Raw genomic sequence first — 23,307 nt, forward strand, 5'->3', positions numbered from 1 at the left:
CAGGGTGTAGACGGGCATCCGGAGTACCTCCTGGTACGGACCACGGGAGAGCGTCCCGCGGCCGCTGTGCGGTGAACTGGCGGTGTCTCAGGCCCTCAGGCGGGCGCGGTTACCCGCACCCGGGTGCCGAGACGACGATGACCCGCGACCTGTCCGCCTCGATGAGGGGACTGGTCGCGGGTCATCGTCCTACTGTGCAGGAACCTCAGGGTCGACGCTCGTCGGCGCCCTTCTCCGGCTCGACGAGATCGCGCCCACCACCGACGGTGGCGGCACCGGCCTCGATCTGCTCGTGGCTCTCGCCCTCGAGTGCGTCGTGCTCGCCGTGCGAGTGCGCGGCCGCGAGCTCGGCGGGCGTCACGGGCTCGATCCGGTCCTCGTAGAAGAACCGCGACAGGCGCTGCAGGCGCTTGTCCTTCTTGTAGCCCTTGCGGCGCACGCCGCGCGAGTCCGTCGCCGGCTCGATCTCGAGCGGCTCGTGGGCCTGGTAGTTCACCCGGAGCCAGCGCTCCTGCTCGTCGAGCGGGCGGTGGACCTCGATGTACTCGCCGTGCGCGAACCGCACGATCCGGCCCGTCTCGTGACCATGGAGCACGAGCTCGCGGTCCTTGCGCTGGAGGCCGAGGCAGATGCGCTTGGTGATCCAGAACGCGAACCACGGACCGACGAAGAACAGGACCCGGAACGCCCACGTGATCGTGTTGATCGACATGTGGAAGTGCGTCGCGATGAGGTCGTTCGACCCGGCGAGCGCCAGGATGATGAACGCCGTGAGGAAGGCGACGCCCAGACCGGTGCGGACCGGGACGTTGCGCGGGCGGTCGAGCACGTGGTGCTCACGCTTGTCCTTCGTCACCGCAGCCTCGAGGAACGGGTAGACGAACAGGAACGTGAAGAGCAGGCCGGGTACCACCACGGCGGGGATCAGGACGTTGAGGGGCACGGTGTAGTCGCCCCACGTCACGAACTCCGCCTGGCCCGGCATGAGTCGTAGCGAGCCTTCGAGGAACAGCATGTACCAGTCGGGCTGCGCTCCCGCGGACACCGGTGACGGGTCGAACGGACCATAGTTCCACACGTTGTTGATCGCCATCGTGCCGCCCATGAGGGCGAGGATGCCGAACACGACGAAGAAGAAGCCGCCGGCCTTGGCCACGTACACGGGGAACAGCGGGTAGCCGACCACGTTCGTGTCCGTGCGGCCGCCACCGGGGTACTGCGTGTGCTTGTGCAGCACGACGAAGAACAGGTGGAGCGCGACGAGCGCGAGGATCAGGCCCGGCACGAGCAGGATGTGCACCGTGAAGAGCCTGGGGATGATGTGCTCGCCCGGGAACTCGCCGCCGAAGATGAAGTAGGAGAGGTACGACCCGATGAGCGGGATCGACTTCACGACACCGTCGGTGATGCGCAGGCCGTTGCCGGACAGGACGTCGTCCGGCAGGGAGTAGCCGGAGAAGCCGGCGGCGAGGCCCATGATCATGAGCAGCATGCCCACGAGCCAGTTGATCTCGCGCGGCTTGCGGAAGGCGCCGGTGAAGAACACGCGCATCATGTGCGTGACGATCGCCGCGAGGAAGATCAGCGCCGCCCAGTGGTGGATCTGCCGCATGAGCAGACCACCGCGCACCTCGAACGACATGTGCAGCGTCGACGCGAACGCGTCGGACATGAGCACGCCGTTCATCGACGCGGGCTCGCCGTGGTAGGTGACCAGCGACATGCTCGGCACGAAGAACATCGTCAGGAAGATCCCCGTGAGGATCAGGACGACGAACGAGTACAGGGCGATCTCGCCCAGGAGGAACGACCAGTGGTCGGGGAAGACCTTGCGCGCGAACTCCTTGACGGCGACGCCGATGCCGGTGCGCTGGTCCAGGTAGTCCGCGGCCTTGCCGGCGGGGGTCGTCGGCGCGGCTGACTTCGGTGCGGCCGCCTTCGGTGCGGCGGTTCCGGTGCTGGTGGTCACTTCAGACGCTCCCAGAAGCTCGGGCCGATGGGCTCGTGGAAGTCGCTCTGGGCGACCAGGTAGCCCTCGTCATCAACGGTGATCGGCAGCTGCGGCAGGGGCCGCTTCGCGGGCCCGAAGACCACCTTCGCGCTGTCGGCCACGTCGAAGGTCGACTGGTGGCACGGGCACAGCAGGTGGTGCGTCTGCTGCTCGTAGAGCGCCACGGGGCAGCCGACGTGCGTGCAGATCTTGGAGAACGCGACGATGCCGTCGTACGACCAGGTCTCGCCCTGCGGGGACTGGTCGGACACGATGTCGCGCGGGTCGAGACGGACCAGCAGGACGACGGCCTTGGCCTTCTCCGTGATCCACTCGTGGGACTGCATCTCCTCCTGGGAGGCCTCGGGGATGACGTGCACGACCGAGCCGATCGTGACGTCCGCGGCCTTGATGGGCCGTCCGGACGGGTCGATCGCGAGGCGCGTGCCGGTCTTCCAGAGGGTGTGCTTGAACTTCGAGACGTTCCAGTCGCCACCGACGCTGCCGACGAGCGGGACGGCGATGGTGAGGGGGAACAGCGCGAGCGCGGAGATGACCGCGCCCTTGAGGACGCCGCGGCGGGCGATGCCCGAGTCCTTGGCGCCGGCCTCGAGCTCGGCGATCGCATCGACGCGCGTCTCGGCGTCGCTCGCGATGGGGTGCCGCTCGTCGACCTTCTCGTGGTCGGACATGAGGACCTTCGCCCAGTGCACGGCGCCGAGGCCGATGCCGAGCAGCGCGAAGGCGATGGCCACGCCGAGCGAGAGCGTCGACAGGCGCACGCCTGCCGTGGTCCCGTCCGGCGGGATGACGAAGTAGACGACGAGCGCGGCGATCGTGCCGATCACCGAGATGCCGAAGAGGGTCGCGACCTGGCGCTCGGCGCGCTTCGACGCCTTCGGGTCGCGGTCCGCCATGCGGCTCTTGTGCTCGGGCAGCCCCGGGTCCGGGAAGGTGTCGAGGGTTCCGTGCTCCTCGCGGTGCCCGACCTCGCGGTGCGAGGACTCGGGCGACCGGGGGTTCTGGTAGTCGCTCACGAGGACTTCGCTCCGATCCACACTGCGGCCCCGATGAGGAGGCCCATTCCGACGATCCAGGCCCACAGGCCCTCGCTGACCGGGCCGAGCGAGCCGAGCGACAGGCCACCTGCCGAGCCCTCGCGCTGGAACTCGAGGAACGCGATGACGTCGCGCTTCTCCTCGGGCGTGATGGTCGCGTCGTTGAAGACCGGCATCGACTGCGGGCCGGTGAGCATCGCCTGGTAGATGTTGCGCTCCGACGTCTCCCACAGCGGGGGCGCGAACTTGCCCTCGGAGAGCGCGCCGCCCGCCCCGACGGCGTTGTGGCACATCGCGCAGTTGGTGCGGAAGATCGCGGCACCGTTGGCGACGTCGCCGAGCGAGGCGTCGACCTGCTCGTCCGTCGGGATCGCCGGGCCGGCACCGAGCGAGGCGACGTAGGCGGCGAGCTGCGCCGTCTGCTCCTCGTCGAACTGGCGAGGCTTCTGGATGGCCTGCGGACCGTCCATCTGCATGGGCATGCGGCCGGTGGACACCTGGAAGTCGACCGACGCGGCGCCGACACCGACGAGCGACGGAGCCGTGTCCGTGCCCTCGGCGTTCGGGCCGTGGCACGTGGCGCAGTTGGCCTGGAACAGCTTCTGGCCGGTCTCGATGTCCTCGGTGCTGGCGGTCTCGGCGTTGGCCGGAGTCGGTGCAAAGGCGGCGTAGACGCCACCGGTGACCAGCAGCGCCAGCAGCAGCAGCACGACCGGCGCGAGGCGGTGGTGTCTGCGGGCGGCGAGTGCCTTCACGAAATGATCCTCGTCTCGCAGGTGGGGGAGCAGGGGGCGGGTGGGCGTGCCGGGGCGGGCCCCGGGAGCGTCGTCAGCGCAGGATGTAGATCACGAAGAACAGCGCGATCCACACGACGTCGACGAAGTGCCAGTAGTAGGACGTCACGATGGCCGTCGTGGCCTCGTGGTGCCCGAAGTTCTTGGCCGAGAACGAGCGGCCGAGAAGGAACAGGAAGGCGATCAGCCCGCCGACGACGTGGAGGCCGTGGAAGCCGGTCGTGATGTAGAAGACGGAGCCGTAGGGCGTCGAGGAGATCGAGACGCCGTGCTCGACGAGCTCGGCGTACTCGAAGATCTGACCGCCGATGAAGAACGCGCCCATGAGGAACGTGAGGGTCATCCACTCGTTCATCCCCCAGCGGTTCACCTGGAAGATCGATCCGGTGCGCACGGGCTGGAAGCGCTCGGCGGCCCACACGCCCATCTGGCACGTCACCGACGACAGCACCAGGACGGTCGTGTTGATCGCCGCGAAGGTCAGGTTGAGCTTGTCCGCTTGCAGGGCCCACTCGTCGGCGGGCATCACGGCGCGGACCGTGAAGTACATGGCGAAGAGGCCGGCGAAGAACATGAGCTCGCTGGCCAGCCACACGATCGTCCCGACCGAGACGGGGTTCGGTCGGTTGACGCTCACGTGCTGATGGGCGTGGGGGGCAGCCGTTGCGGTCGACACAGGAGCCATTATGGCCGACGAACGGCCCCTTCGCGGCACGCAGACGGCCGCCCTGAGGCGGTGAATCTCACAATGTCTCCAGATCTTCCCACGGAGACCTGCACTTGGTGACGGATCGCTGCTAACTGCCATGAAACTGGCGCGCTCGCAGGCCCGGCCAGGGCCCTTGGTCCCGGGTCCCTCGCCGGTCGGCGCCGACACCGTGCGAGGGGGTGCTGCGAGCCGCTCCGACGTGCCAAGATGCCAGTCGGGACGCGCGCGCCTCAGGTGCTGGAGCGCACCGTCCCGGACCACCCGAGGAACCACGAAGGCGACGGTGACGACGATGACGACGACCGTGACGACGACGCACGGGGACACGAGCGTGACCCCGCGCGCGCCGCGCATCCTCCTCTACAGCGACGACGTGACGGTGCGCGAGCAGGTGCGCCTCGCCGTCGGGCGTCGGCTGGGTGCGGGTCAGCCAGACATCGAGTGGCTCGAGGTCGCGACCCCGGCCGCGGTCGTGACGTCCGCCGACGCGGGCGGGTGGGACCTGCTCGTCCTCGACGGGGAGGCGGACAAGGCCGGCGGCATGGGTCTGTGCCGGCAGCTCAAGAACGAGGTCTACCGCTGCCCGCCCGTCCTGGTCCTCACCGGCAGGCCGCAGGACGGTTGGCTAGCATCGTGGTCGCTCGCCGACGACGCGGTGCCCCGACCGTTCGACGCGGTCGCCCTCCAGCGCGCCGTCGCCGACCTGCTGCGTGCCGCCGGCACGCGGTAGCCGACAGGAGACCGACCAGCCGAAGGGCCACCCGTGACCGCCACCCCGCACCCCGCCGCCTCGACCACGAGCGACTCGACGGGCACGGGGCTCACGTGGCCCGGCCTGTTGACCGAGCTCGTCGCGGGGCACAACCTCGACGCCGACTCCACCGCCTGGGCGATGGACCAGGTGATGTCCGGTGAGGTGTCGCCCGTGCGGCTCGCGAGCTTCCTCGTGGCGCTGCGCGCCAAGGGTGAGACCGTCGCCGAGCTGACGGGCCTCGCGGACGCGATGCTGGCCCACGCCAGCCGGTTCACCGTGGACGGGCCGGCGGTCGACATCGTCGGCACGGGCGGGGACCGCGCGCACACGGTCAACATCTCGACGATGGCCTCGCTCGTCATCGCGGGCGCGGGCGTGCGGGTCGTCAAGCACGGCAACCGCGCCGCGACCTCGTCGTCGGGCGCGGCGGACGTGCTCGAGGAGCTGGGCATCCGGCTCGACCACGGGCCCGAGCGCGTGGCACGCATCGTGCAGGAGGCGGGCATCACGTTCTGCTTCGCCATGGTCTTCCACCCGTCCATGCGCCACGCGGGCGTCGCGCGCAAGGAGCTCGGCATCCCGACGGCGTTCAACGTCCTCGGCCCGCTGACGAACCCCGCCCAGCCGCGTGCGGCCGCCATCGGTGTCGCGGACGCGCGCATGGCGCCGCTCATCGCCGGGGTGCTCGCCGGGCGCGGGACCTCGGCGCTCGTGTTCCGCGGCGACGACGGGCTCGACGAGCTCGCCGCGACGGGCGGCGCGACGGTCTGGGAGGTGCGCGACGGCGTCGTGGCCGAGCAGCGGCTCGACCCGGTCGCCGACCTGGGCCTCGCGCCGGTGACGATCGCCGACCTGCGGGGCGGCGAGGCGGCGCACAACGCCGACGTGGCGCGCCGGTTCCTCGCGGGCGAGACCGGCCCGGTGCGCGAGACGGTGCTGCTCAACGCGGCGGCCGGGCTCGTCGCGGACGGCACGCTGCCCGGGACCTCGGAGGGTGCGCTCGCCGCGCGCCTCCGCGCCGCCTACGAGATCGCGGCGCGCAGCGTGGACACGGGCGCGGCCCGCGACGTCCTCGCGCGCTGGGCCGAGGCCGCGGCGCGGGACTGACCCTGCAGGGCGAGGCGGTCGGCGCTCGCCGGCCGCCTCGTCAGTCGTCGAGGCCGAGCGCGAACGCCTGCTCGAGGTCGACGTTGGAGTAGGCGCGGAACGCGATGAACGTCTCGGTGCGCACGACTCCCGGGACCTTGCTGATGCGGTCCGCGATGACGTCGGCGAGCTGGTCGTGCTCCTGCACCCGGACCATGGCGACCAGGTCCGCCTTGCCCGTGACCGAGTAGACCTCGCTGACGCCCTTGAGGTCCGCGACCTCGGACGCGACCTCGGGGATGCGGGCGGGGTCGGTGTCGATCAGGACGATGGCGGTCAGCATGGTTCCTCCGGGGTCGGGTCGTCGACTGGCGACCACTCTACGGTCACGCCGGGCGCCGCGTGCGTCAGGTCGGGTCGGCCACCCGGGCCGGCGTGGCGCGCGACGTCCCGGGCCGTGGCGGCGAGGTCCACGTGCGACCCCGCGGACCGGACCGGGCACGCCCACGGACCGCTGGCCTCGACGATCCGCACGCCCGGCTCCTGGAGCCACGACAGCAGGATCTCGGCCTCGTGGGGATGGCTCGCCGGGGCGGGCGGTACGGGCGGGGCCACGGTCTCCGCCGTCGCGACGAGCGCGTGCACGAGGGGCCACGGGTCCGCGCCGGGGTCGCTCACTCCGGTCGCGGCCAGGCGCGCGTGGCGCACCACGACGACCTCCCACCCACCGGCGTCCGTCGGGCGGGCGGCGACGAGCTCGGCGCACGCGGCGAGCGGCGCGAGCCGCTGGGCTCGCGCCGCGCCCGTGAGGAACGCCCGCAGGCGGTGCGTGAGCTCGCCCGCCTGCTCGAACCGCTCGTCGCGCGAGAGCGCGACGATCCGGCGGCCGAGCTCCGCGACGACGTGCGACGGGTCGCCCTCGAACGCCTCCCGCACGCCCGTGGCGACGGCCGCGTACCCGGTGTCGCGTGCGACGGTCGTGCACGGCGCCGAGCACCGCCCCATCTCGGCGAGGACGCACGCCGTCGCCCCGGGCGAGGCGACGACCGGGAGCCGGCGCGTGCACTGGCGCAGCGGGAACGCGTCGTGGAGCGCGTCGACCGCGGCCTGGGCCTGGTGCTTGGACGCGAACGGCCCGATGTGCGCCGCCGGGGCACGGACGTCCCGCACGACGGACAGGCGAGGGTAGGCCTCGTCCGTGAGCCGGACCCAGGTCATGCGCTCGGGGTGGCGCGACCGCCGGTTGTAGCGCGGCGCGTGCTCCGCGATGAGGCGCAGCTCGCGCACCTGCGCCTCGAGCGGCGTCGCGCAGACGACCGGGGTGACGGCGTGCGCGATGCGCACCATCTCGGTGATCCGGCTGCGCTTCTCGGAGCGCGTGAAGTAGGACCGGACGCGGCGCCGGATGGACGTCGACGTGCCGACGTAGAGGACCTCCTCCCCGGGCCCGCGGAAGAGGTAGACGCCGGGCGCGTCGGGCAGCCCGTCGGCGAGGTGCCGCTTGCGCCGCACGTCCTGGGGCACGGGGTCCGTCGCACCGGCGAGGTCCTCGAGATGGGTGACGCCCAGCGGCCCGAGCCGCGCCAGGAGCGCGTGCAGCACGTCCACCGTGGCGCGCGCGTCGGCGAGCGCGCGGTGCTCGGGCGTCACCGTGGCCCGGAACAGCGCGGCGAGGGTCGCGAGCTTGTGGTTGGGAGCCTCGTCGCGGGTGACGACGCGGCGTGCGAGCGGGACGGTGTCGAGCACCTGGTTCCCGGGCCACTCGTAGTCGGCGGCCCGGCACGCGGCCTTGAGGAACGAGATGTCGAACGGTGCGTTGTGCGCGACGAGCACGGCGCCGCGCGCGAACTCCAGGAAGCTCGGCAGCACGGCCTCGATCCGCGGGGCCGTCGCGACCATAGACGAGGTGATCCCCGTCAGCCGGGCCACGAAGGCCGGGACCGGGACTCCGGGGTCCACGAGCGTCTGGAACTCCCCGAGCACCTCGCCGCCGCGCACCTTGACGGCGCCGATCTCCGTGATCCCGGCACCCGCGGGCGACCCGCCCGTGGTCTCCAGGTCGACGACGACGAACGTCACGTCGCGCAGCGGTGTCCCGAGGTCGTCGAGCGTGGCCTGGACGGGCACGCCCCGTGGCGCGGACCCCTCGCGCGACGAGGCGAGGAGGGGTCCGGACGACATGGCGGCGAGGCTAGCGACGGCCACCGACACGGCCGAGGCGGGACACGGCGGGGTCCTCGTCCGGGCACGGGCACGACATAGGGTGGTGCCCTGGGGAATCGGGACGATCAGGGACGAAATGTCCGGTGGCACTCCCGATGGCGGACACGCAGGAGGCGCAGCGGATGGTGGCCGAGAGCTCGGACGAGGAGGGGCCCGCGGGCGGCGTCCCGCCCGCGGTGCGCACCCTGCTCGTCGAGGCGGCGGCGGACGTGCTCGGCACGCTCGACCCGGTCCTCGTCCCCGTCGCCCTGCAACGGGTCAAGGCCTTTGCACCCCGCCGGCGCGCGTCGGCCGGTGCGGCGCCGTTGTGGCGCGCCCTGGTGGACGACGCCGGGTTCCGTCATGCCGTCGCCGCCGTCTGGTCACGCGAGCACGGGACCGCGACGGGTGCGCCGTCGGACCGCTCGGTCCCGGACGACGCGGGACTGCCCGACGACCCCACGCCGACACCGCAGGCCGACACGACGGTGGAACCGGGCGGCGAGGGCCCCACCGCGCCCGCCCTCGTCCGCGAGCGAGCCGCCGGTGCCTTCCTCCTGCGCCCGGACGGCTGGGAGTCGGCCGTGGAGCGTGCCCGCGCTCTCGACACGACGCTGCGCACCGAACGCTCGGAGCGCAGCGAGGTCGCCCGGTTGCGCCGCGACCGCGACCGGCTGGCCGCGCAGGTCGAGGAGCTGAGGGCGCAGGCGCGCGACGCCGCCGCGCGCGCGGACGCCGCGACGGCGGAGCTCGCCGGCGCTCGACGCGCGGAGCGGCGGCTGCGGGCGGACGCCGACCGGGCACGGGCGCAGGCCCGTGCCGCCCTCGAGGCGGCGGCGGCCCAGCGGGCGGAGGCGGACGGGGCGCTGCGCGACGCGCGCGAGGAGCGCCGCGCCGCGGGCGTCGAGCTCGCCCGGGCGCGCGCGGAGCGGGACGAGGCGCGGCGCGCGCGGACGTCGGCGGCCGACGTCGCGACCGCACGCGCGCGGCTCCTGCTCGACACGGTGGTCGACGCGGCCACCGGCCTGCGGCGCGAGCTCGCGCTCGGGCCCGCCACGACGACCCCGGCCGAGGACGTCGCCGCGGCGCTGCCGGACGCCGTCGCGCGACCGCGGCCCGGGTCGCGCGGACGCGCGGCGGACGATCCCGCGCTGCTCGGCGACCTCCTCTCCGTCCCGCGCACCCACCTCGTCGTCGACGGCTACAACGTGACCAAGACCGGCTTCGGCGACCTCACGCTCGCCGAGCAGCGTGACCGGCTCCTCAACGGACTCCTGCGCGTCGCGGCGGGAGGCACCGAGGTCACGGTGTGCTTCGACGGCGCCGACGGAGCCGCCCGGCCGGTGCACGCCCCGCGCGGCGTGCGCGTGCTCTTCTCGTCGGGGGAGATCGCCGACGACCTCATCCGTCGCCTGGTCGCCGCCGAGCCCGCGGGCCGGCCGGTCGTCGTGGTGACGAGCGACCGCGCGGTGTCGGACGACGTGCAGGCGATGGGCGCGGTGTGCGTCCCGGCGCAGGCGCTGCTCGCGCGGCTCGCGCGCCGCTGAACGCCGACGGCCCTCCCCGGCGGGGTGCCGGGGAGGGCCGTGCGGGCGTCGTCGAACGACCGTCGAGCGTCAGCGGACCGGGGCGGGTCCGTCGACGTAGATCGCCTCCACGTCGGCCGCGAAGTCCTTGAGCACCTCGCTGCGCTTCACCTTGAGCGACGGCGTGAGGTAGCCGTTCTCGACCGTGAAGTCGGTGGTGAGCACGGTGAACTTGCGGATGGACTCGGCCCGCGACACGGCCTGGTTGGCGCGCGTCACGGCGGCGTCGAGGGCGGCGAGGACGTCGGGGTCCTTGGCCGCGTCCTCGATCGACATCGGCTCCTTGCCGTGCATGCTCGCCCAGCCCGGCAGCCCCTCGGGGTCGAGCGTGACGAGCGCGCCGATGAACGGCTTCTGGTCGCCGACGACGACGCACTGGGAGACCAGAGCGTGGGCGCGGATGCGGTCCTCGAGGACGGCGGGGGCGACGTTCTTGCCGCCCGCGGTCACGATGATCTCCTTCTTGCGGCCGGTGATGCGCAGGAACCCGTCCTCGTCGAGCGAGCCGAGGTCGCCCGTGCGGAACCAGCCGTCGACGAACGCGTCGGCCGTGGCCTGCTCGTTGTTGTGGTAGCCGCGGAAGATGTGGTCGCCCTGGAGCAGGATCTCGCCGTCCTCGGCGATGCGCGCGGCGCAGCCCGGGAGCTGCTCGCCGACGGTCCCGATCTTCGTGGTCGCGGGGCGGTTGACGCTCGTCGGTGCCGTCGACTCGGTGAGCCCGTAGCCCTCGAGGATGCGCACGCCGATGCCACGGTAGAAGTGCCCCAGCCGCTCGCCGAGCGGCGCGCCACCGGAGACCGCGTACTTGGCGCGGCCGCCGAGGGCGTGGCGGAGCTTCTTGAACACGAGCGCGTCGGCGACCTTGTGCTGGAGGCGCAGCCCGAGGCCGGGGCCGGACGGCTCGTCGAGCGCGCGCGAGTACGCGATCGCCGTCGCGGCGGCCCAGTGGAAGATCTTCAGCTTGCCGCCCGCCGCAGCCTTCTGCTCGGACGAGTTGTAGACCTTCTCGAACACGCGCGGCACCGAGAGGATGTACGTCGGCTTGAAGGTGCCGAGGTCGTCGAGCAGCGTCTTCGTGTCGGGCGTGTGCCCCAGCACCGTCCCGCCGGCGACGACGAGCACGCCGATGAACCGCGCGAACACGTGCGCGAGCGGCATGAACAGCAGCGTGCGCCCGCCCGGCTCGCCGAACACCTCGGGCACCGCCTTCACGGCGTTGACCGTGAGCGAGTAGAAGTTCTGGTGCGTGAGCTCCGCGCCCTTGGGGCGCCCGGTCGTGCCTGACGTGTAGATGATCGTGGCGACGTCGGCGAGGTTCGCCAGGCCGCGCCGCCGCTCGATCTCGGCGTCCTCCACCGCGGCACCGTCGGCCGTCAGGGTCGCGATCGCGCCGGAGTCGATGGCGAGGACGTCGCCGAGCGCGGGCACCTGGTCGCGCACCTCACCGACGGTGGCCGCGTGCGCCTCGGTCTCGACGACGAGCAGCCGGACGTCGGCGTCCGAGAGGATCCACTGCACCTGCTCGGCGCTCGACGTCTCGTAGAGCGGCACCGGCACGGCGCCGGCCGCCCACGTGGCCCAGTCGAGGAGCGTCCACTCGTAGCGTGTGCGCGACATGATGCCGACGTGGTCGCCCGGCTGGATCCCGCGCGCGACGAGCCCCTTCGCCACGGCGACGACCTCGGCGTCGAACCCGCGGGCGCTGAGGGCCTGCCACGCACCGTCGGTGCCGGCGCGGCGCTCGACCATCGGCGCCGCCGGGTCGGCCGCGACGCGGCTCGCGAGCAGGTCGTTGAGGTTCTTCGAGGGATCGACTTCGACGATCCGTGGGGCGCTGATCTCGTCCATTCTGGCTCCAGTGGCAGTAGTCGACGGTGGGAGAACCCTACCCAGTGGCGGTGTGTGCCCGGGACCTGTCGATGTCGGTAGGCTTCAGGTGCTGTGCGCTGCTTGCGCAACGTTTCGCGCGGGCGCGGAGTTCCGGCAGGACGACCCGGGCGCGGGGTCGCGAGCCGTCGTCGTGCGTGGCCCGTGCGTGGGCAGCACCCGCAGCGTGAGGCTTCCAGCCAGCGGTTAGTCAGCGGTTACCGAGCGAGTGAGGACGGGACATGCACGCCATCGGTGTGGACATCGGCGGGACGAAGATCGCGGCCGGGGTCGTCGACGAGAAGGGCGAGATCCTCGTCCAGACGCGCCGCGACACCGAGCCCGACGACGTCGCCAGCATCGACCGCGCCATCGCCGACGTGTATGCCGAGCTGACCGCCGAGCAGGAGGTGGGCGCGATGGGCCTGGCAGCGGCCGGCTTCGTCAGCCCCGACCGCACCTCGGTGCTCTTCGCGCCGAACATCGCCTGGCGCGAGTACCCGCTCGCGAGGAACGTGCGCGAGCTCATCGGGGACACCGAGGTGTCGATCGTCGTCGAGAACGACGCGAACGCGGCGGGGTGGGCGGAGTTCCAGTTCGGCGTCGGCCGCGACGCGACCGACATGCTGATGCTGACGGTCGGGACGGGACTGGGTGGCGCGATCGTCGTCGACCGCGAGCTCGTGCGCGGCAAGTGGGGCGTCGCGGCCGAGGTGGGCCACATGCGCGTCGTGCCGGGCGGGCACTACTGCGGGTGCGGCCACGAGGGCTGCTGGGAGCAGTACGCGTCCGGGCGCGCCCTGGTGCGCGACGGGCAGAACGCGCTCATCGCCCAGCCGGACCGCGCGACGCGTCTCCTGGAGATCTGCGGCGGCGACCCGGACAAGCTCAACGGCCCGCAGATCACGCAGGCGGCGCAGGAGGGCGACGACCTCGCGGTCGAGCTGCTCGCGACCCTCGGCCGCTGGATCGGCGAGGGCGCGGCCTCGGTGACCGCGCTGCTCGACCCCGAGCTCATCGTCATCGGCGGCGGCGTCGGCGCGGCCGGCGACCTGCTGCTCCAGCCGGTGCGCCGCGCCTTCGCGGACCAGCTCTCCGCGCGCGGGCACCGTCCCGAGGCGCGCATCGAGCTCGCCGAGCACGGCAACGAGGCCGGGATCGTCGGCGCGGCGGACCTCGCGCGCCGCTGACCGCCGACGACCGGCCGACGGGAGGGCGCGACCAGGTGCAGGTGAGGCCCGGGCGTCAGACGACGGCGCCCGGGCCCTCGTCGTCGTCGTCCCGGCGGTGGGGCATGCGCCACAGCAGGATCGCGAGCCCGGCGAGGAATGCCCCGCCGCCCACCTGCGCGACGATCACCGGGTACGGGCGCACGACGACGAGCACGACCAGCAGGAGGATCGGCACGCCGACGACCAGGGCCCACGCCATGGTGAGGAGCGGGTCGCGGCCGAGCACGAGCGGCGGGTCCGGCGGCACGAAGTGGCTCTCGGCCTCCTCGAGGTCCTCGACCTCCGGCGTCGTCGGCCAGTCGCGGGGGCCGCTGGTGCGGACCCACGGCGCGACCGGCACGGACCCGAGCACGTCGCGGCCTTCGCGTGGCGTGGGGGAGGGCCCCTCGGTGCCGCCCGGAGCAGCCTCCGGGTCGCGCGCAGCGTCCCGGTCGAGGTCGGACAGGTCGGAGAGCTCGGCCACGATGCCGGCCCACTGCGCGTCGAGGTCGAGCGCCGGCTGGCCCGGCGCGTCGTCCGGCCGGGCGTCCTCGTCGTCGGGGTCGGCGGGGTGCTCGGGGCCCCGCGACGCGTCGTCGGGCGTGGGGTCGGGTGCGTCGTCGGGCTGCGGGGAGTCCGGCTGGGCGTTCGGTGCGGCCATAGGAATCACTCTAGAGTCGGATGCACGTCCCGCGCCGGGACCCCGCGAGGAGGAACGTTGTTCTACTGGTTCATGAAGCAGGTGATGGTCGGCCCGATCCTGCGGGTCCTGTACCGTCCCTGGACGCGGGGCGTCGAGCACGTGCCGGACGAGGGGGGTGCGATCCTCGCGAGCAACCACCTCGCGGTCATCGACTCCTTCATCCTTCCGCTCGTCCTCGACCGCAAGGTCCAGTTCCTCGGCAAGTCCGACTACTTCACGGGCACGGGGGTCAAAGGACGCCTGACGGCCGGGTTCATGCGCGGCGTCGGCACGATCCCCGTCGACCGGGCCGGCGGCAAGGCGAGCGAGGCCGCGCTCGAGACCGGCCTGCGCGTCCTGCGCGAGGGTGACCTGTTCGGCATCTATCCCGAGGGCACGCGCAGCCCGGACGGTCGGCTGTACCGCGGCAAGACGGGAGTCGCGCGCCTCGCGCTCGAGTCGGGCGCGCCGGTGGTGCCGGTCGCGATGGTGGGCACGAACATCGCCCAGCCGATCGGCAAGGTCATCCCGAAGCCCATGCGCATCGGGGTCGTCGTCGGCGAGCCGCTCGACTTCTCGCGCTACCGCGGCATGGAGAACGACCGCTTCATCCTGCGCGCCGTCGCGGACGAGATCCAGTACGCGATCATGCGGCTGTCCGGCCAGGAGTACGTCGACATCTACGCCGCGACGGCCAAGGCGCGCCTCGCCGCGGGGCACACCGGGTCGGAGGAGGCGGGCGGGGCGCCCGGCGGACGTCCGGCCCCCGACGTCCAGGTCCCGGAACCGCCGCCGGAGCCCCGCGCGACGTCAGTAGACTGAGCGACGGCCGGTCGCGCAGTGCTCATGGTGCCCTTCGCGGGGCACGTGCCCGCCGCCGTCGCCGCCACCCCCGCCGGACCGCGTCCGTCCGGCCAGGATCCGTCCTACGAGAGGTTCTGAGTTCACATGTCGGTTCGTCGCGTCGCCCTCCTCACCGCGGGCGGTTTCGCCCCGTGCCTGTCCTCCGCCGTCGGGGGTCTCATCGAGCGGTACACGGAGCTCGACCCGGAGATCGAGATCATCGCCTACCAGTACGGCTACCACGGCCTGCTGACCGGCACGAAGATCGTGGTGGACGAGGAGGGCCGCAAGCAGGCCGGCATCCTGCACCGGTTCGGCGGATCGCCGATCGGCAACTCCCGCGTCAAGCTGACGAACGCGGCCGACTGCGTCAAGCGCGGACTCGTCCAGGAGGGCCAGGACCCGCTCCAGGTCGCCGCGGAGCAGCTCAAGGCGGACGGCGTCGACGTGCTGCACACGATCGGCGGCGACGACACGAACACGACCGCGGCCGACCTCGCCGCGTACCTCCACGAGAACGGCTACGAGCTCACGGTCGTGGGCCTGCCGAAGACGATCGACAACGACGTGATCCCGATCCGTCAGTCGCTCGGTGCGTGGACCGCCGCCGAGGAGGCCGCGGGCTTCGCCGCCAACGTCATCGGCGAGCACCGCTCGGGCCCGCGCATGCTCATCGTGCACGAGGTCATGGGGCGGCACTGTGGCTGGCTCACCGCCGCGTCCGCGGCCGAGTACCGCAAGTGGCTCGACGCGCAGGAGTGGGCCCCGGCCCTCGGTCTGACGCGCGAGCGCTGGGACGTCCACGCGGTCTTCCTGCCGGAGCTCGCGCTCGACATCGACGCCGAGGCCGAGCGCCTCAAGGCGATCATGGACGAGCAGGGCAACGTCAACATCTTCCTGTCCGAGGGCGCCGGCATGCACGAGATCGTCGCGCAGCTCGAGGCGGCCGGCGAGGAGGTCCAGCGCGACCCGTTCGGCCACGTGAAGCTCGACACCGTCAACCCGGGCCAGTGGTTCGCCAAGCAGTTCGCCGACAAGCTGGGCGCCGAGAAGGTCATGGTGCAGAAGTCCGGCTACTTCTCGCGTGCCGCGGCCGCGAACGCCGAGGACCTGCGCCTCATCAAGTCGATGACCGACCTCGCGGTCGAGTGCGCGCTGCGCGGCGAGTCCGGCGTCATCGGGCACGACGAGGAGAACGGCGACCGCCTGCGCGCGATCGAGTTCCCGCGCATCGCCGGCGGCAAGGCGTTCGACGTCACGCAGCAGTGGTTCGGCGAGCTCCTCGAGGGCATCGGTCAGCCGCTCGTCGCCGCGGCACCCGCCGCGCACTGATCCGGGCAGCGGGATGACCACCACGAGCGAGCCGGGGACCGACGCCGGGCTCGACCACTTCCGCACGCTCGTCGCGCTCCAGCAGCCGACGTGGCCGGACGAGGCGGCGCTCGACGCCGTCCGGGACCGGCTCGCGGCCTCCGCGCCGCTCGTGGTGCCCGCCGCGGCCGACACGCTGCGCTCCCGCCTGGCCGCGGCCGGGCGGGGCGAGGCGTTCCTCCTCCAAGGGGGAGACTGCGCCGAGACGTTCGCCGAGGCGAACGCCGACCGCATCCGCAACAAGATCCGCACGATCCTCCAGATGGCGGTCATCCTCACGCACGGGGCGAGCATGCCCGTCGTGAAGATGGGCCGCATGGCCGGGCAGTACGCGAAACCGCGCAGCTCCGACTCGGAGACGCGCGACGGCGTGACGCTGCCCGCGTACCGCGGCGACATGATCAACGGCCACGCGTTCACCCCCGAGGCGCGTGTGCCCGACCCGGAGCGCCTCGTGCAGGCGTACCAGATCTCGTCGGCCACGTGGAACGTCGTGCGGGCCTTCACGACCGGCGGGTTCGCCGACCTGCGCCAGGTCCACGAGTGGAACCGCGGGTTCATGCGCAACCCCGCCTACGCGCGCTACGAGCAGACGGCGTCGGAAATCGACCGCGCGATCCGCTTCATGGACGCGTGCGGCGCCGACTTCGACGCCCTGCGCACGGTCGAGTTCTTCGTGAGCCACGAGGCCCTCGTCCTGGACTACGAGCGCGCGCTCACGCGCCGCGACACGCGCACGGGTGACGCCTACGACACGTCGGCGCACTTCCTCTGGATCGGGGAGCGCACGCGCCAGCTCGACGGCGCGCACGTCGACTTCCTGTCGCGCGTCGCGAACCCGATCGGCGTCAAGCTCGGGCCGACCACGACGCCCGACGTCGCGCTCGAGCTCGCGCACCGGCTCAACCCGGACGACGTCGAGGGTCGCCTGACGTTCGTCACGCGCATGGGCGCGGGCAACGTGCGCGACGCGCTGCCGCCGCTCGTCGAGGCGGTGTCCCGGGCCGGCGTGCCCGTCACGTGGGTCACCGACCCGATGCACGGCAACACGATCACGTCCGCGAGCGGCTACAAGACGCGCCGCTTCGACGACGTGCTGGACGAGGTCCGCGGGTTCTTCGAGGTGCACCGCGCCGCGGGCACCGTCCCCGGCGGGCTGCACGTCGAGCTCACGGGCGACGACGTCACCGAGGTGCTCGGCGGCAGCGAGGAGATCGACGACGCGGGCCTGGCCCTGCGTTACGAGACGCTCGTCGACCCGCGGCTCAACCACCAGCAGTCGCTGGAGATGGCCTTCCAGGTCGCGGAGATGCTGCGCCGCTGAGGACTGCCGCTGAGGACCGCAGCTGAGGACGCCGCTGCCGGTCGCCGTCGCGTCAGAAGACGTTGATGACGATCGTCGAGCCCTTCGGGGCCGTGCGGCCGTCCCCGCCCGGAGGGTCCTGGGCGTAGACGATGTTGAGCGGGCTGATGCCCTGCGGGTGGCGGACCTCGACCTCGAAGCCCGCGTCACGCAGGGCCTTCTCGGCCGCCTTGACGTTGGTGCCGTAGGTGTCGGGCACCTCGACGAGCGGGGGGCCGAGCGACACGACGACGTTCACCGTGTCCGTCCGGTGCGCGTCGCTGCCCTGCTCGGGGTCCTGGCGGATCACGAGGCCCGCGGCGACGGACTCGGAGTACTCCTCGGTGACCGCGGGCACGAGGCCCTGGTCCTTCAGGGCCTTGACCGCGGCGTCCTTCTGGGAGCCGGTGACCTGCGGGACGACGACCGGTGCCGGTCCGGACGAGACGGTGAGCACGACGGGGACGTCGTGCCGGATCGTGGCGCCCTCCTCGATCGCGTTGCCGTCGGCGTCGGTCACGGCCATGACCTGGCCCGCCGGGACCTCGTCGTGCGCCTTCGCGACGGGTTCGCCGACCGTCAGGTCCGCGCCCTCGAGCGCGGACGTGGCGTCCACCTGCGTGGCGCCCACGAGGCCGGTCGGCACCGTGAGCATCCGCACGCCCTTCGAGACGACGAGCTGGACGCTCCCGTCCTTGCGCACCGGCTCGCCTGACGGAGGGTCGGTCTCGACGACGGCGCCCTCGGGCACGGTGTCGTCGTAGCGTTCCTCGACGGTGTGGTCGAGGTTCGCGCCGTCGAGGATCGTGGCGGCCTCGGTCCGGGACACCTCGACGAGTCCGTCGGGGACCTGCGTGAACGCGCCCGGCCCGGACGAGAACCACCAGGCCGCGCCGCCACCGACGCCCGCCAGGACGAGCAGCACGACCAGCGACCACACGACGGCACGGCCCCGGCCGCGACGTCGGGCCGTCGCCGGGGGAGCCGGAGGCGGCGGGGGGCCCGGCCGCGTGGTCGGGGCGACGACGTGCCCCACGGCGAGCGGCTCCGTGAGGCCGGCGGCCTCACGGTCCTGGAGGCTGAGCGCGGCGAGGGGCGTGGTCGCCGCCGCACGGTGCTCCGCCGTCGGGCCGGGCTCCGCGCCCTGGGCGGAGCCGACGACGCTCGCGGCCGCGGGTGGGTCGACGCGCCGCTCGAGGTCGGCCGGGTCGAGCTCCGCGCGGACCGCGCGGACGAGCGCGAGGGCGGCGCCGGCGTCGGCCGGGCGGTCGGCCGGATCGCGCGCGGCGAGCGCGCACAGCAGGTCGTCGACCTCCGGCGGGATCCACGGGGCGACGTCCGAGGGCGGCGGCACGTCGTTGTTGACGTGCTGGAACGCGACCTGGATCGGGGTCGTGCCGGTGTGCGGGACCGTGCCCAGCAGCATCTCGTAGGCGAGGATCCCCACGGCGTAGACGTCGGTACGCGCGTCGCACGCGCCCGTCGCGATGAGCTCGGGGGAGAGGTAGGCGACGGTCCCGAGGATGGTGCCGGTCGTCGTCGCCGTGACCTCGTTGACCGCGCGCGCGAGCCCGAAGTCGGTGACCTTGAGCCGGCCCTCGGTGTCGACGAGCACGTTCTCCGGCTTGATGTCGCGGTGCACGAGCCCGGCGCGGTGGGCGGCGGCGAGCGCGTCGAGGACGTCCTCGAGCACGTCGAGCGTGCGGCCGAGCGGGAGCGTGCGCTCCGTGAGCATGGCGCGGCGCAGGTTCGAGCCCGCCACGTACTCCATCGTGAGGTAGCTCGTGTCGCCGTCGAGCCCCTGGTCGTACACGGCGACGAGGCCGGGGTGCGTGAGCCGGGCCGCCGCGCGCGCCTCACGGCGGAAGCGCGAGACGAAGTCGGCGCCCGACGCGCCCTCGGCGAGGTGGGCGTGCATGACCTTGAGCGCGACCTCGCGCTCGAGCCGCCGGTCGACGGCCAGGTAGACCGTCGCCATGCCGCCTCGCGCGATGCGCGAGACGACCTCGTACCGCCCGTCGACCAGGCGGCCGACGAGGGGATCGGTCGTCACGGTGGCCACGGGGAGAGTCTAGGTGGCCGGGCGTCGCGATCCGGTGAGCGCGGGCGCGCACGGCGTGGGTGTCGTGTGGAGGCACGCCGTAGGCTTGCCCGGTGACCGACCGTGACCCCAGCCCCCGCCCGACCCTCGACGACCTGGTCGGCGAGTGGCTGACCCTCCCCGACGTCGCCGAGGCGCTCGGTACCGACGTCGGCAAGGTGCGCCGGATCGTCCAGGAGCGCCGCGTCGTCGGCGTCAAGCGCGGCGAGCGGACGACGTTCCAGATCCCGGCGCGGTTCCTCGTGCCGCTGCACCTGGTCGACCCGGCGAACGCCGGGCGCCCGGACGAGAGCGGGCGCGTGGGCGTCCTGTCGAGCCTCCAGGGCACGATCGTCGTGCTCACCGACGCCGGCTTCGACGACGCCGAGATCCTCGAGTGGCTGTTCAGCCCGAACGACGAGCTGGGGGAGCCGCCGTTCGACACGCTCCTGAGCGGCCACAAGGCGCGCGTGCGGCGCGTCGCGCAGTCCGAGCTCTGACCTGCTCGACCGACGCGCTCGTCCGACCTGACCGACCCCGCGTCAGGCGGTGCGCTCGACGGCGGCCCGCGCGAGCAGCCCGAGCATCGCGGCCCCCGGCTCGTCGAGCCCCGCACCGGAGAGGGCCGACGACGCCCGGTCGGTGAGCTCGGCGATGAGCGACTCCACGGCGTCGCGCGCGCCGGTCTCGACGAGCACGGCGCGCAGCTCCTCGACCGTGCGCGCGTCGAGGTCCGGGTCGCCCAGGTGCGTGAGCAGGAGGTCGCGCTGCGCGGGCGTCGCCGCGGCGAGCGCACGCACGACGAGCACCGTGCGCTTGCCCTCGCGCAGGTCGTCGCCCGCGGGCTTGCCCGTGACGCGCGCGTCCCCGAACACGCCGAGCACGTCGTCGCGGAGCTGGAACGCCTCGCCCACGGGCAGCCCGAACGCGCTCGTCGCGGCGACGGCGGCGTCGTCGGCCCCGGCGAGCGCCGCTCCGAGCGCGATGGGGTGCTCGACGCTGTAGCGCGCCGACTTCGACCGGATCACGGCCCGCGCGCGCTCCTCGTCGGCCGCGGGGTCGTCGCCCCACGGCAGCACCTGCGCCTGCACGTCGAGGTACTGCCCCACGATCACCTCGGTCTGCATGCGCCCGAACACGACGCGCGACCGCGTCGCGACGTCGGTGGGGAGGGCGTCGAGCGCGTCGCCCAGCTCGCGGTGGCTCGCGATGAGCGCGAGGTCGCCGAGCAGGATCGCCGTGTTCTCGCCGTACCGGTCGGCGTCGCCCGACCAGCCGAGCGCGCGGTGCCGCGCCCCGAAGGCGCGGTGCGCGGTCGGGTGCCCGCGCCGCGTGTCGGAGGCGTCCATGACGTCGTCGTGGAAGAGCGCCGCGGCCTGGAACAGCTCGAGCGCCGCCCCCGCGCGGAGCACGACGTCGCGGTGCGGGCCGTCCGGGTCGCCGCCGTGCGCGCGCCAGGACCAGTAGCAGAAGGCGGCGCGCAGGCGCTTGCCCCCGGCGACCAGCAAGTCCGTCGCGTCGGCGAGCGGGTCCGCGTCGGGGTGCGCGGAGACGAGCTCGTCGCGCAGCGCGGCGGTCGCGACGTGCAGGGCTTCGTCGACCCCGGCGCGCACGCCCTCCCGGTCGACGAGCGCGCTCGGGCTCGGGTCGGTGGAGCTCGGGGCGACCTCCGGGTCGAGGGGCGCGGGCGAGGGCGAGGTCGGCAGCGACGGGTTCGGCACGGGGGCAGCCTATGCGGTGCGGTCGCCTCGGGGCGTCGTACCACGGTCGGAGCTCTCAGCCGGCCGCGACCTGCCCGCTGATCGTCACCAGGCGCTCGGTCTCGTCGTCGAACACGCCGACGGCGAGCGACTCGGTGGGGGACTCGGGGGCCGGTGTCCGGACGAACGTGGTGAGGGACGTGAGCGCGCTCGGGACGCTCGAGGGCGACACCTCGAAACCGGCGGCGCCGAGCGCGTCGGTGTAGTAGGCGGTGAGGGCGTCGACGGGCTCGTCCGAGCGCAGGTTGAGGGTGACGTCGACGAGCGTGCCGTCCTCCGTGGTCCGGGCCGAGCTCGCGAGCACCTGGGCGCCCGGAGGGACCGTGACGAGCTGCGCCGGGAAGCCCTCCACGAGGTCGCCGACCGCCGACGCGGCGTCGTAGTCGGGCAGCGGCGTGCCCGGGACGCCGGCCGCCTCCGCCGCGGGGGACTCTTGCGTGCCGCGGGGCCCGGCGGCCCCCTGGATGTCGTCCGGGTCGGCCCGGCAGCCCGCGAGCGTCGTGCCGAGCAGCGCCACGACGAGGACGACGGCGGCGGCACGAGCGGTCGGCTCCGCTCGCCGTGCGCGGGCTCGGGTTCGTGGTGGCACGCGCACACCGTAGTCACCCGGGCGGCCGCGAGCCACCACCGGCCCTGGGGCTGGACCACAGGACGCGTCCCGGACCCTCGCGGGACGACGGGCGTCCACAGCCGTCCGCGCGCTCTCCCCGCGCGGCCCCGGGACGGGCTGGGATGGGCTCATGACCACCCTGATCCGGGCCCAGGGCCCGCGCGAGCTTCTCGCCTACGTCCCCTACCGGCTCGGCTACCGGCCGCAGGACAGCGTCGTCCTCGTCGGCCTGCGTCCGCCGCGCGGTCGGATCGGCCTCGTCGTCCGGGTCGACGTGGCCGACGTCGCCGACCTCGAGCACGGCCCCCAGCTCGCGCGGTCCGTCGTCGGGCACCTCGCCGCGGACGGCGCGGAACGGGTCGTCCTCGTCGTCTACACGGACGCCCCGCTGCGGTCCGCCGGCGTCGAGGCCGCCGTCGCGAGGGCCGCCGTCGAGCACTGCCGAGAGGCCGTCGAGCCGCACCACGGCCCGGTGGACGTCTGGGTCGTGGCACCGAGCGGCTGGTACGCGCTCGACTGCACCGAGGACGAGTGCTGCCCGCCGGGCGGGCGCCCGCTGCGCGAGCTCGAGTCGAGCGAGGTGGGCGCGCACATGGTCCTCGCCGGGGCGGCGCTCGCGGACTCGCGGGAGGAGGCGCTGCGGATCCCGCGCGCGGGCGCCGACGAGCGGCGGCGTGCTGCGCGTGCCGCGCGACGGGTACGAGACCGCGCCCGTGGGGGCGGCCCGAGCGACGCCTGGGCCGACCCGCACGCCGACGCCGTCGCCCGCCGGGTCGCGAGCCTGGCGGAGTGGCGGGCGGCGGTCGCCCGCGCGGCGCAGCACGAGCGGGACCGCGCGGGGGGCCAGGCACCCGACGTACGGGCCGGGGCGGGACTGCCTCCGGCCACGGTCCTGGGCCGGCTCGCGGCCGGGCTCGGGGCCGTCCCGGTGCGCGACGCCGTGCTCGTCTCGCTCGTGCCCTCGACGGGCGACCTCGCGGACCGCACGGTGCGCGGCGGCGACGTCGACGCCGGGACGGCACGCGCGATCGCGTCGATCGTCGACCCGGCAGCGGGTCTGGCGCCCGACCCGGCCGTCACGGGACCGGCCCGCGCCGTGCTGGAGGCAGTCGTGGCGCACGCCCCGCGCGGGAGCACCGCGCCGGCGCTCACGCTCCTCGCGCTGATCGCCTGGTGGCACGGGGACGGCGGCCGGGCGGGACGCCGGCTCGATGAGGCGCTCACGGAGGACCCGACGTACCGGCTCGCCCTCCTGCTGTCGAGCGCGCTCGACGCCGGTGTGCCGCCGGGCTGGATCCGCGCCGACGTGTGAGCCGCGGCGCGCGGGTTCGGGTAGGTTCGACCGCAACACGACCTGCGGTCG

The 23,307-nt window shown here is 73.6% G+C and carries 20 protein-coding genes; 9 read left to right on the plus strand and 11 right to left on the minus strand.

The features are described from left to right. Positions 1-205: 205 nt before the first annotated feature. The 4 genes from qcrB to ctaE form a co-directional block, all read right to left on the minus strand. Entirely contained in the window at positions 206-1,969 is a 1,764-nt protein-coding gene (gene qcrB / locus AC6CH9_RS17810; RefSeq protein WP_336726850.1) for a cytochrome bc1 complex cytochrome b subunit, read from the minus strand. Continuing rightward, entirely contained in the window at positions 1,966-3,027 is a 1,062-nt protein-coding gene (qcrA, locus tag AC6CH9_RS17815; RefSeq protein WP_498156101.1) for a cytochrome bc1 complex Rieske iron-sulfur subunit, read from the minus strand. The genes qcrB and qcrA overlap by 4 nt, the downstream gene beginning before the upstream one ends. Then, a complete protein-coding gene (gene qcrC / locus AC6CH9_RS17820) occupies positions 3,024-3,803 on the minus strand; it encodes a cytochrome bc1 complex diheme cytochrome c subunit (RefSeq protein WP_498156102.1) in 780 nt (259 codons plus the stop codon). The genes qcrA and qcrC overlap by 4 nt, the downstream gene beginning before the upstream one ends. A gap of 73 nt (positions 3,804-3,876) precedes the next feature. Continuing rightward, positions 3,877-4,527, minus strand: a complete 651-nt coding sequence (gene ctaE, locus AC6CH9_RS17825) for an aa3-type cytochrome oxidase subunit III (RefSeq protein ID WP_087472315.1) — start codon at positions 4,525-4,527, stop codon at positions 3,877-3,879. Positions 4,528-4,843: 316 nt separating this feature from the next. On the opposite strand from ctaE, the gene AC6CH9_RS17830 reads away from it, so the two are divergent. Then, the gene (locus AC6CH9_RS17830; protein WP_047234754.1) at positions 4,844-5,281 is read left to right on the plus strand and encodes a response regulator; all 438 of its coding nucleotides are present in this window, start codon (positions 4,844-4,846) and stop codon (positions 5,279-5,281) included. Positions 5,282-5,314: 33 nt separating this feature from the next. Further along, positions 5,315-6,412 (plus strand): anthranilate phosphoribosyltransferase, encoded by a 1,098-nt coding sequence (gene trpD, locus AC6CH9_RS17835; RefSeq protein ID WP_498156103.1) that lies wholly within the window; start codon positions 5,315-5,317, stop codon positions 6,410-6,412. 40 nt (positions 6,413-6,452) lie between these two features. Here trpD and AC6CH9_RS17840 read toward each other — a convergent pair whose 3' ends face one another. After that, entirely contained in the window at positions 6,453-6,734 is a 282-nt protein-coding gene (locus AC6CH9_RS17840) for an Lrp/AsnC family transcriptional regulator (protein WP_024840033.1), read from the minus strand. Next, the gene (locus AC6CH9_RS17845; protein ID WP_498156104.1) at positions 6,728-8,572 is read right to left on the minus strand and encodes a DEDD exonuclease domain-containing protein; all 1,845 of its coding nucleotides are present in this window, start codon (positions 8,570-8,572) and stop codon (positions 6,728-6,730) included. Before AC6CH9_RS17845 ends, AC6CH9_RS17840 begins: the two co-directional genes overlap by 7 nt. A gap of 125 nt (positions 8,573-8,697) precedes the next feature. Between AC6CH9_RS17845 and AC6CH9_RS17850 the strand changes: the two genes are divergently transcribed. Next, positions 8,698-10,140 (plus strand): NYN domain-containing protein, encoded by a 1,443-nt coding sequence (locus AC6CH9_RS17850; RefSeq protein ID WP_498156105.1) that lies wholly within the window; start codon positions 8,698-8,700, stop codon positions 10,138-10,140. 69 nt (positions 10,141-10,209) lie between these two features. Here AC6CH9_RS17850 and AC6CH9_RS17855 read toward each other — a convergent pair whose 3' ends face one another. Continuing rightward, positions 10,210-12,027, minus strand: a complete 1,818-nt coding sequence (locus AC6CH9_RS17855) for an AMP-dependent synthetase/ligase (RefSeq protein ID WP_498156106.1) — start codon at positions 12,025-12,027, stop codon at positions 10,210-10,212. A 260-nt stretch (positions 12,028-12,287) separates the two neighbouring features. Between AC6CH9_RS17855 and AC6CH9_RS17860 the strand changes: the two genes are divergently transcribed. Beyond that, a complete protein-coding gene (locus AC6CH9_RS17860) occupies positions 12,288-13,235 on the plus strand; it encodes an ROK family glucokinase (RefSeq protein ID WP_498156107.1) in 948 nt (315 codons plus the stop codon). 55 nt (positions 13,236-13,290) lie between these two features. On the opposite strand, the gene AC6CH9_RS17865 is transcribed toward AC6CH9_RS17860, so the two are convergent. After that, complete coding sequence (locus tag AC6CH9_RS17865) at positions 13,291-13,917, minus strand: hypothetical protein (protein ID WP_498156108.1); 627 nt, start codon at positions 13,915-13,917, stop codon at positions 13,291-13,293. A gap of 57 nt (positions 13,918-13,974) precedes the next feature. Between AC6CH9_RS17865 and AC6CH9_RS17870 the strand changes: the two genes are divergently transcribed. From AC6CH9_RS17870 to AC6CH9_RS17880, 3 genes are all read left to right on the plus strand, one after another. Beyond that, positions 13,975-14,760 carry a lysophospholipid acyltransferase family protein gene (locus tag AC6CH9_RS17870; RefSeq protein ID WP_498156109.1) on the plus strand — a complete coding sequence of 262 codons (786 nt, stop codon included), beginning with the start codon at positions 13,975-13,977 and terminating at the stop codon, positions 14,758-14,760. 126 nt (positions 14,761-14,886) lie between these two features. Beyond that, positions 14,887-16,113: a pyrophosphate--fructose-6-phosphate 1-phosphotransferase gene (locus AC6CH9_RS17875; RefSeq protein ID WP_498156110.1), complete on the plus strand. Its 1,227-nt coding sequence runs from the start codon at positions 14,887-14,889 to the stop codon at positions 16,111-16,113. Positions 16,114-16,126: 13 nt separating this feature from the next. Further along, the gene (locus tag AC6CH9_RS17880) at positions 16,127-17,476 is read left to right on the plus strand and encodes a class II 3-deoxy-7-phosphoheptulonate synthase (RefSeq protein ID WP_047233160.1); all 1,350 of its coding nucleotides are present in this window, start codon (positions 16,127-16,129) and stop codon (positions 17,474-17,476) included. A gap of 52 nt (positions 17,477-17,528) precedes the next feature. Here the strand turns inward: AC6CH9_RS17880 and pknB are convergent, their stop codons facing one another. Next, complete coding sequence (gene pknB / locus AC6CH9_RS17885) at positions 17,529-19,556, minus strand: Stk1 family PASTA domain-containing Ser/Thr kinase (RefSeq protein WP_498156111.1); 2,028 nt, start codon at positions 19,554-19,556, stop codon at positions 17,529-17,531. A 92-nt stretch (positions 19,557-19,648) separates the two neighbouring features. Between pknB and AC6CH9_RS17890 the strand changes: the two genes are divergently transcribed. Next, a complete protein-coding gene (locus AC6CH9_RS17890; protein WP_353709082.1) occupies positions 19,649-20,074 on the plus strand; it encodes an Rv2175c family DNA-binding protein in 426 nt (141 codons plus the stop codon). Positions 20,075-20,116: 42 nt separating this feature from the next. Here the strand turns inward: AC6CH9_RS17890 and AC6CH9_RS17895 are convergent, their stop codons facing one another. Together AC6CH9_RS17895 and AC6CH9_RS17900 are read right to left on the minus strand one after the other, a co-directional pair. Next, complete coding sequence (locus AC6CH9_RS17895) at positions 20,117-21,295, minus strand: polyprenyl synthetase family protein (protein ID WP_498156112.1); 1,179 nt, start codon at positions 21,293-21,295, stop codon at positions 20,117-20,119. A gap of 55 nt (positions 21,296-21,350) precedes the next feature. Further along, entirely contained in the window at positions 21,351-21,923 is a 573-nt protein-coding gene (locus AC6CH9_RS17900; RefSeq protein ID WP_498156113.1) for a hypothetical protein, read from the minus strand. 151 nt (positions 21,924-22,074) lie between these two features. Between AC6CH9_RS17900 and AC6CH9_RS17905 the strand changes: the two genes are divergently transcribed. After that, positions 22,075-23,256, plus strand: coding sequence for a DUF4192 domain-containing protein (locus AC6CH9_RS17905; RefSeq protein WP_498156114.1), 1,182 nt, complete (start codon positions 22,075-22,077; stop codon positions 23,254-23,256). Positions 23,257-23,307: the final 51 nt, after the last annotated feature.

The sequence above is a fragment of the Cellulosimicrobium sp. GQ32 genome, from assembly GCF_059758455.1.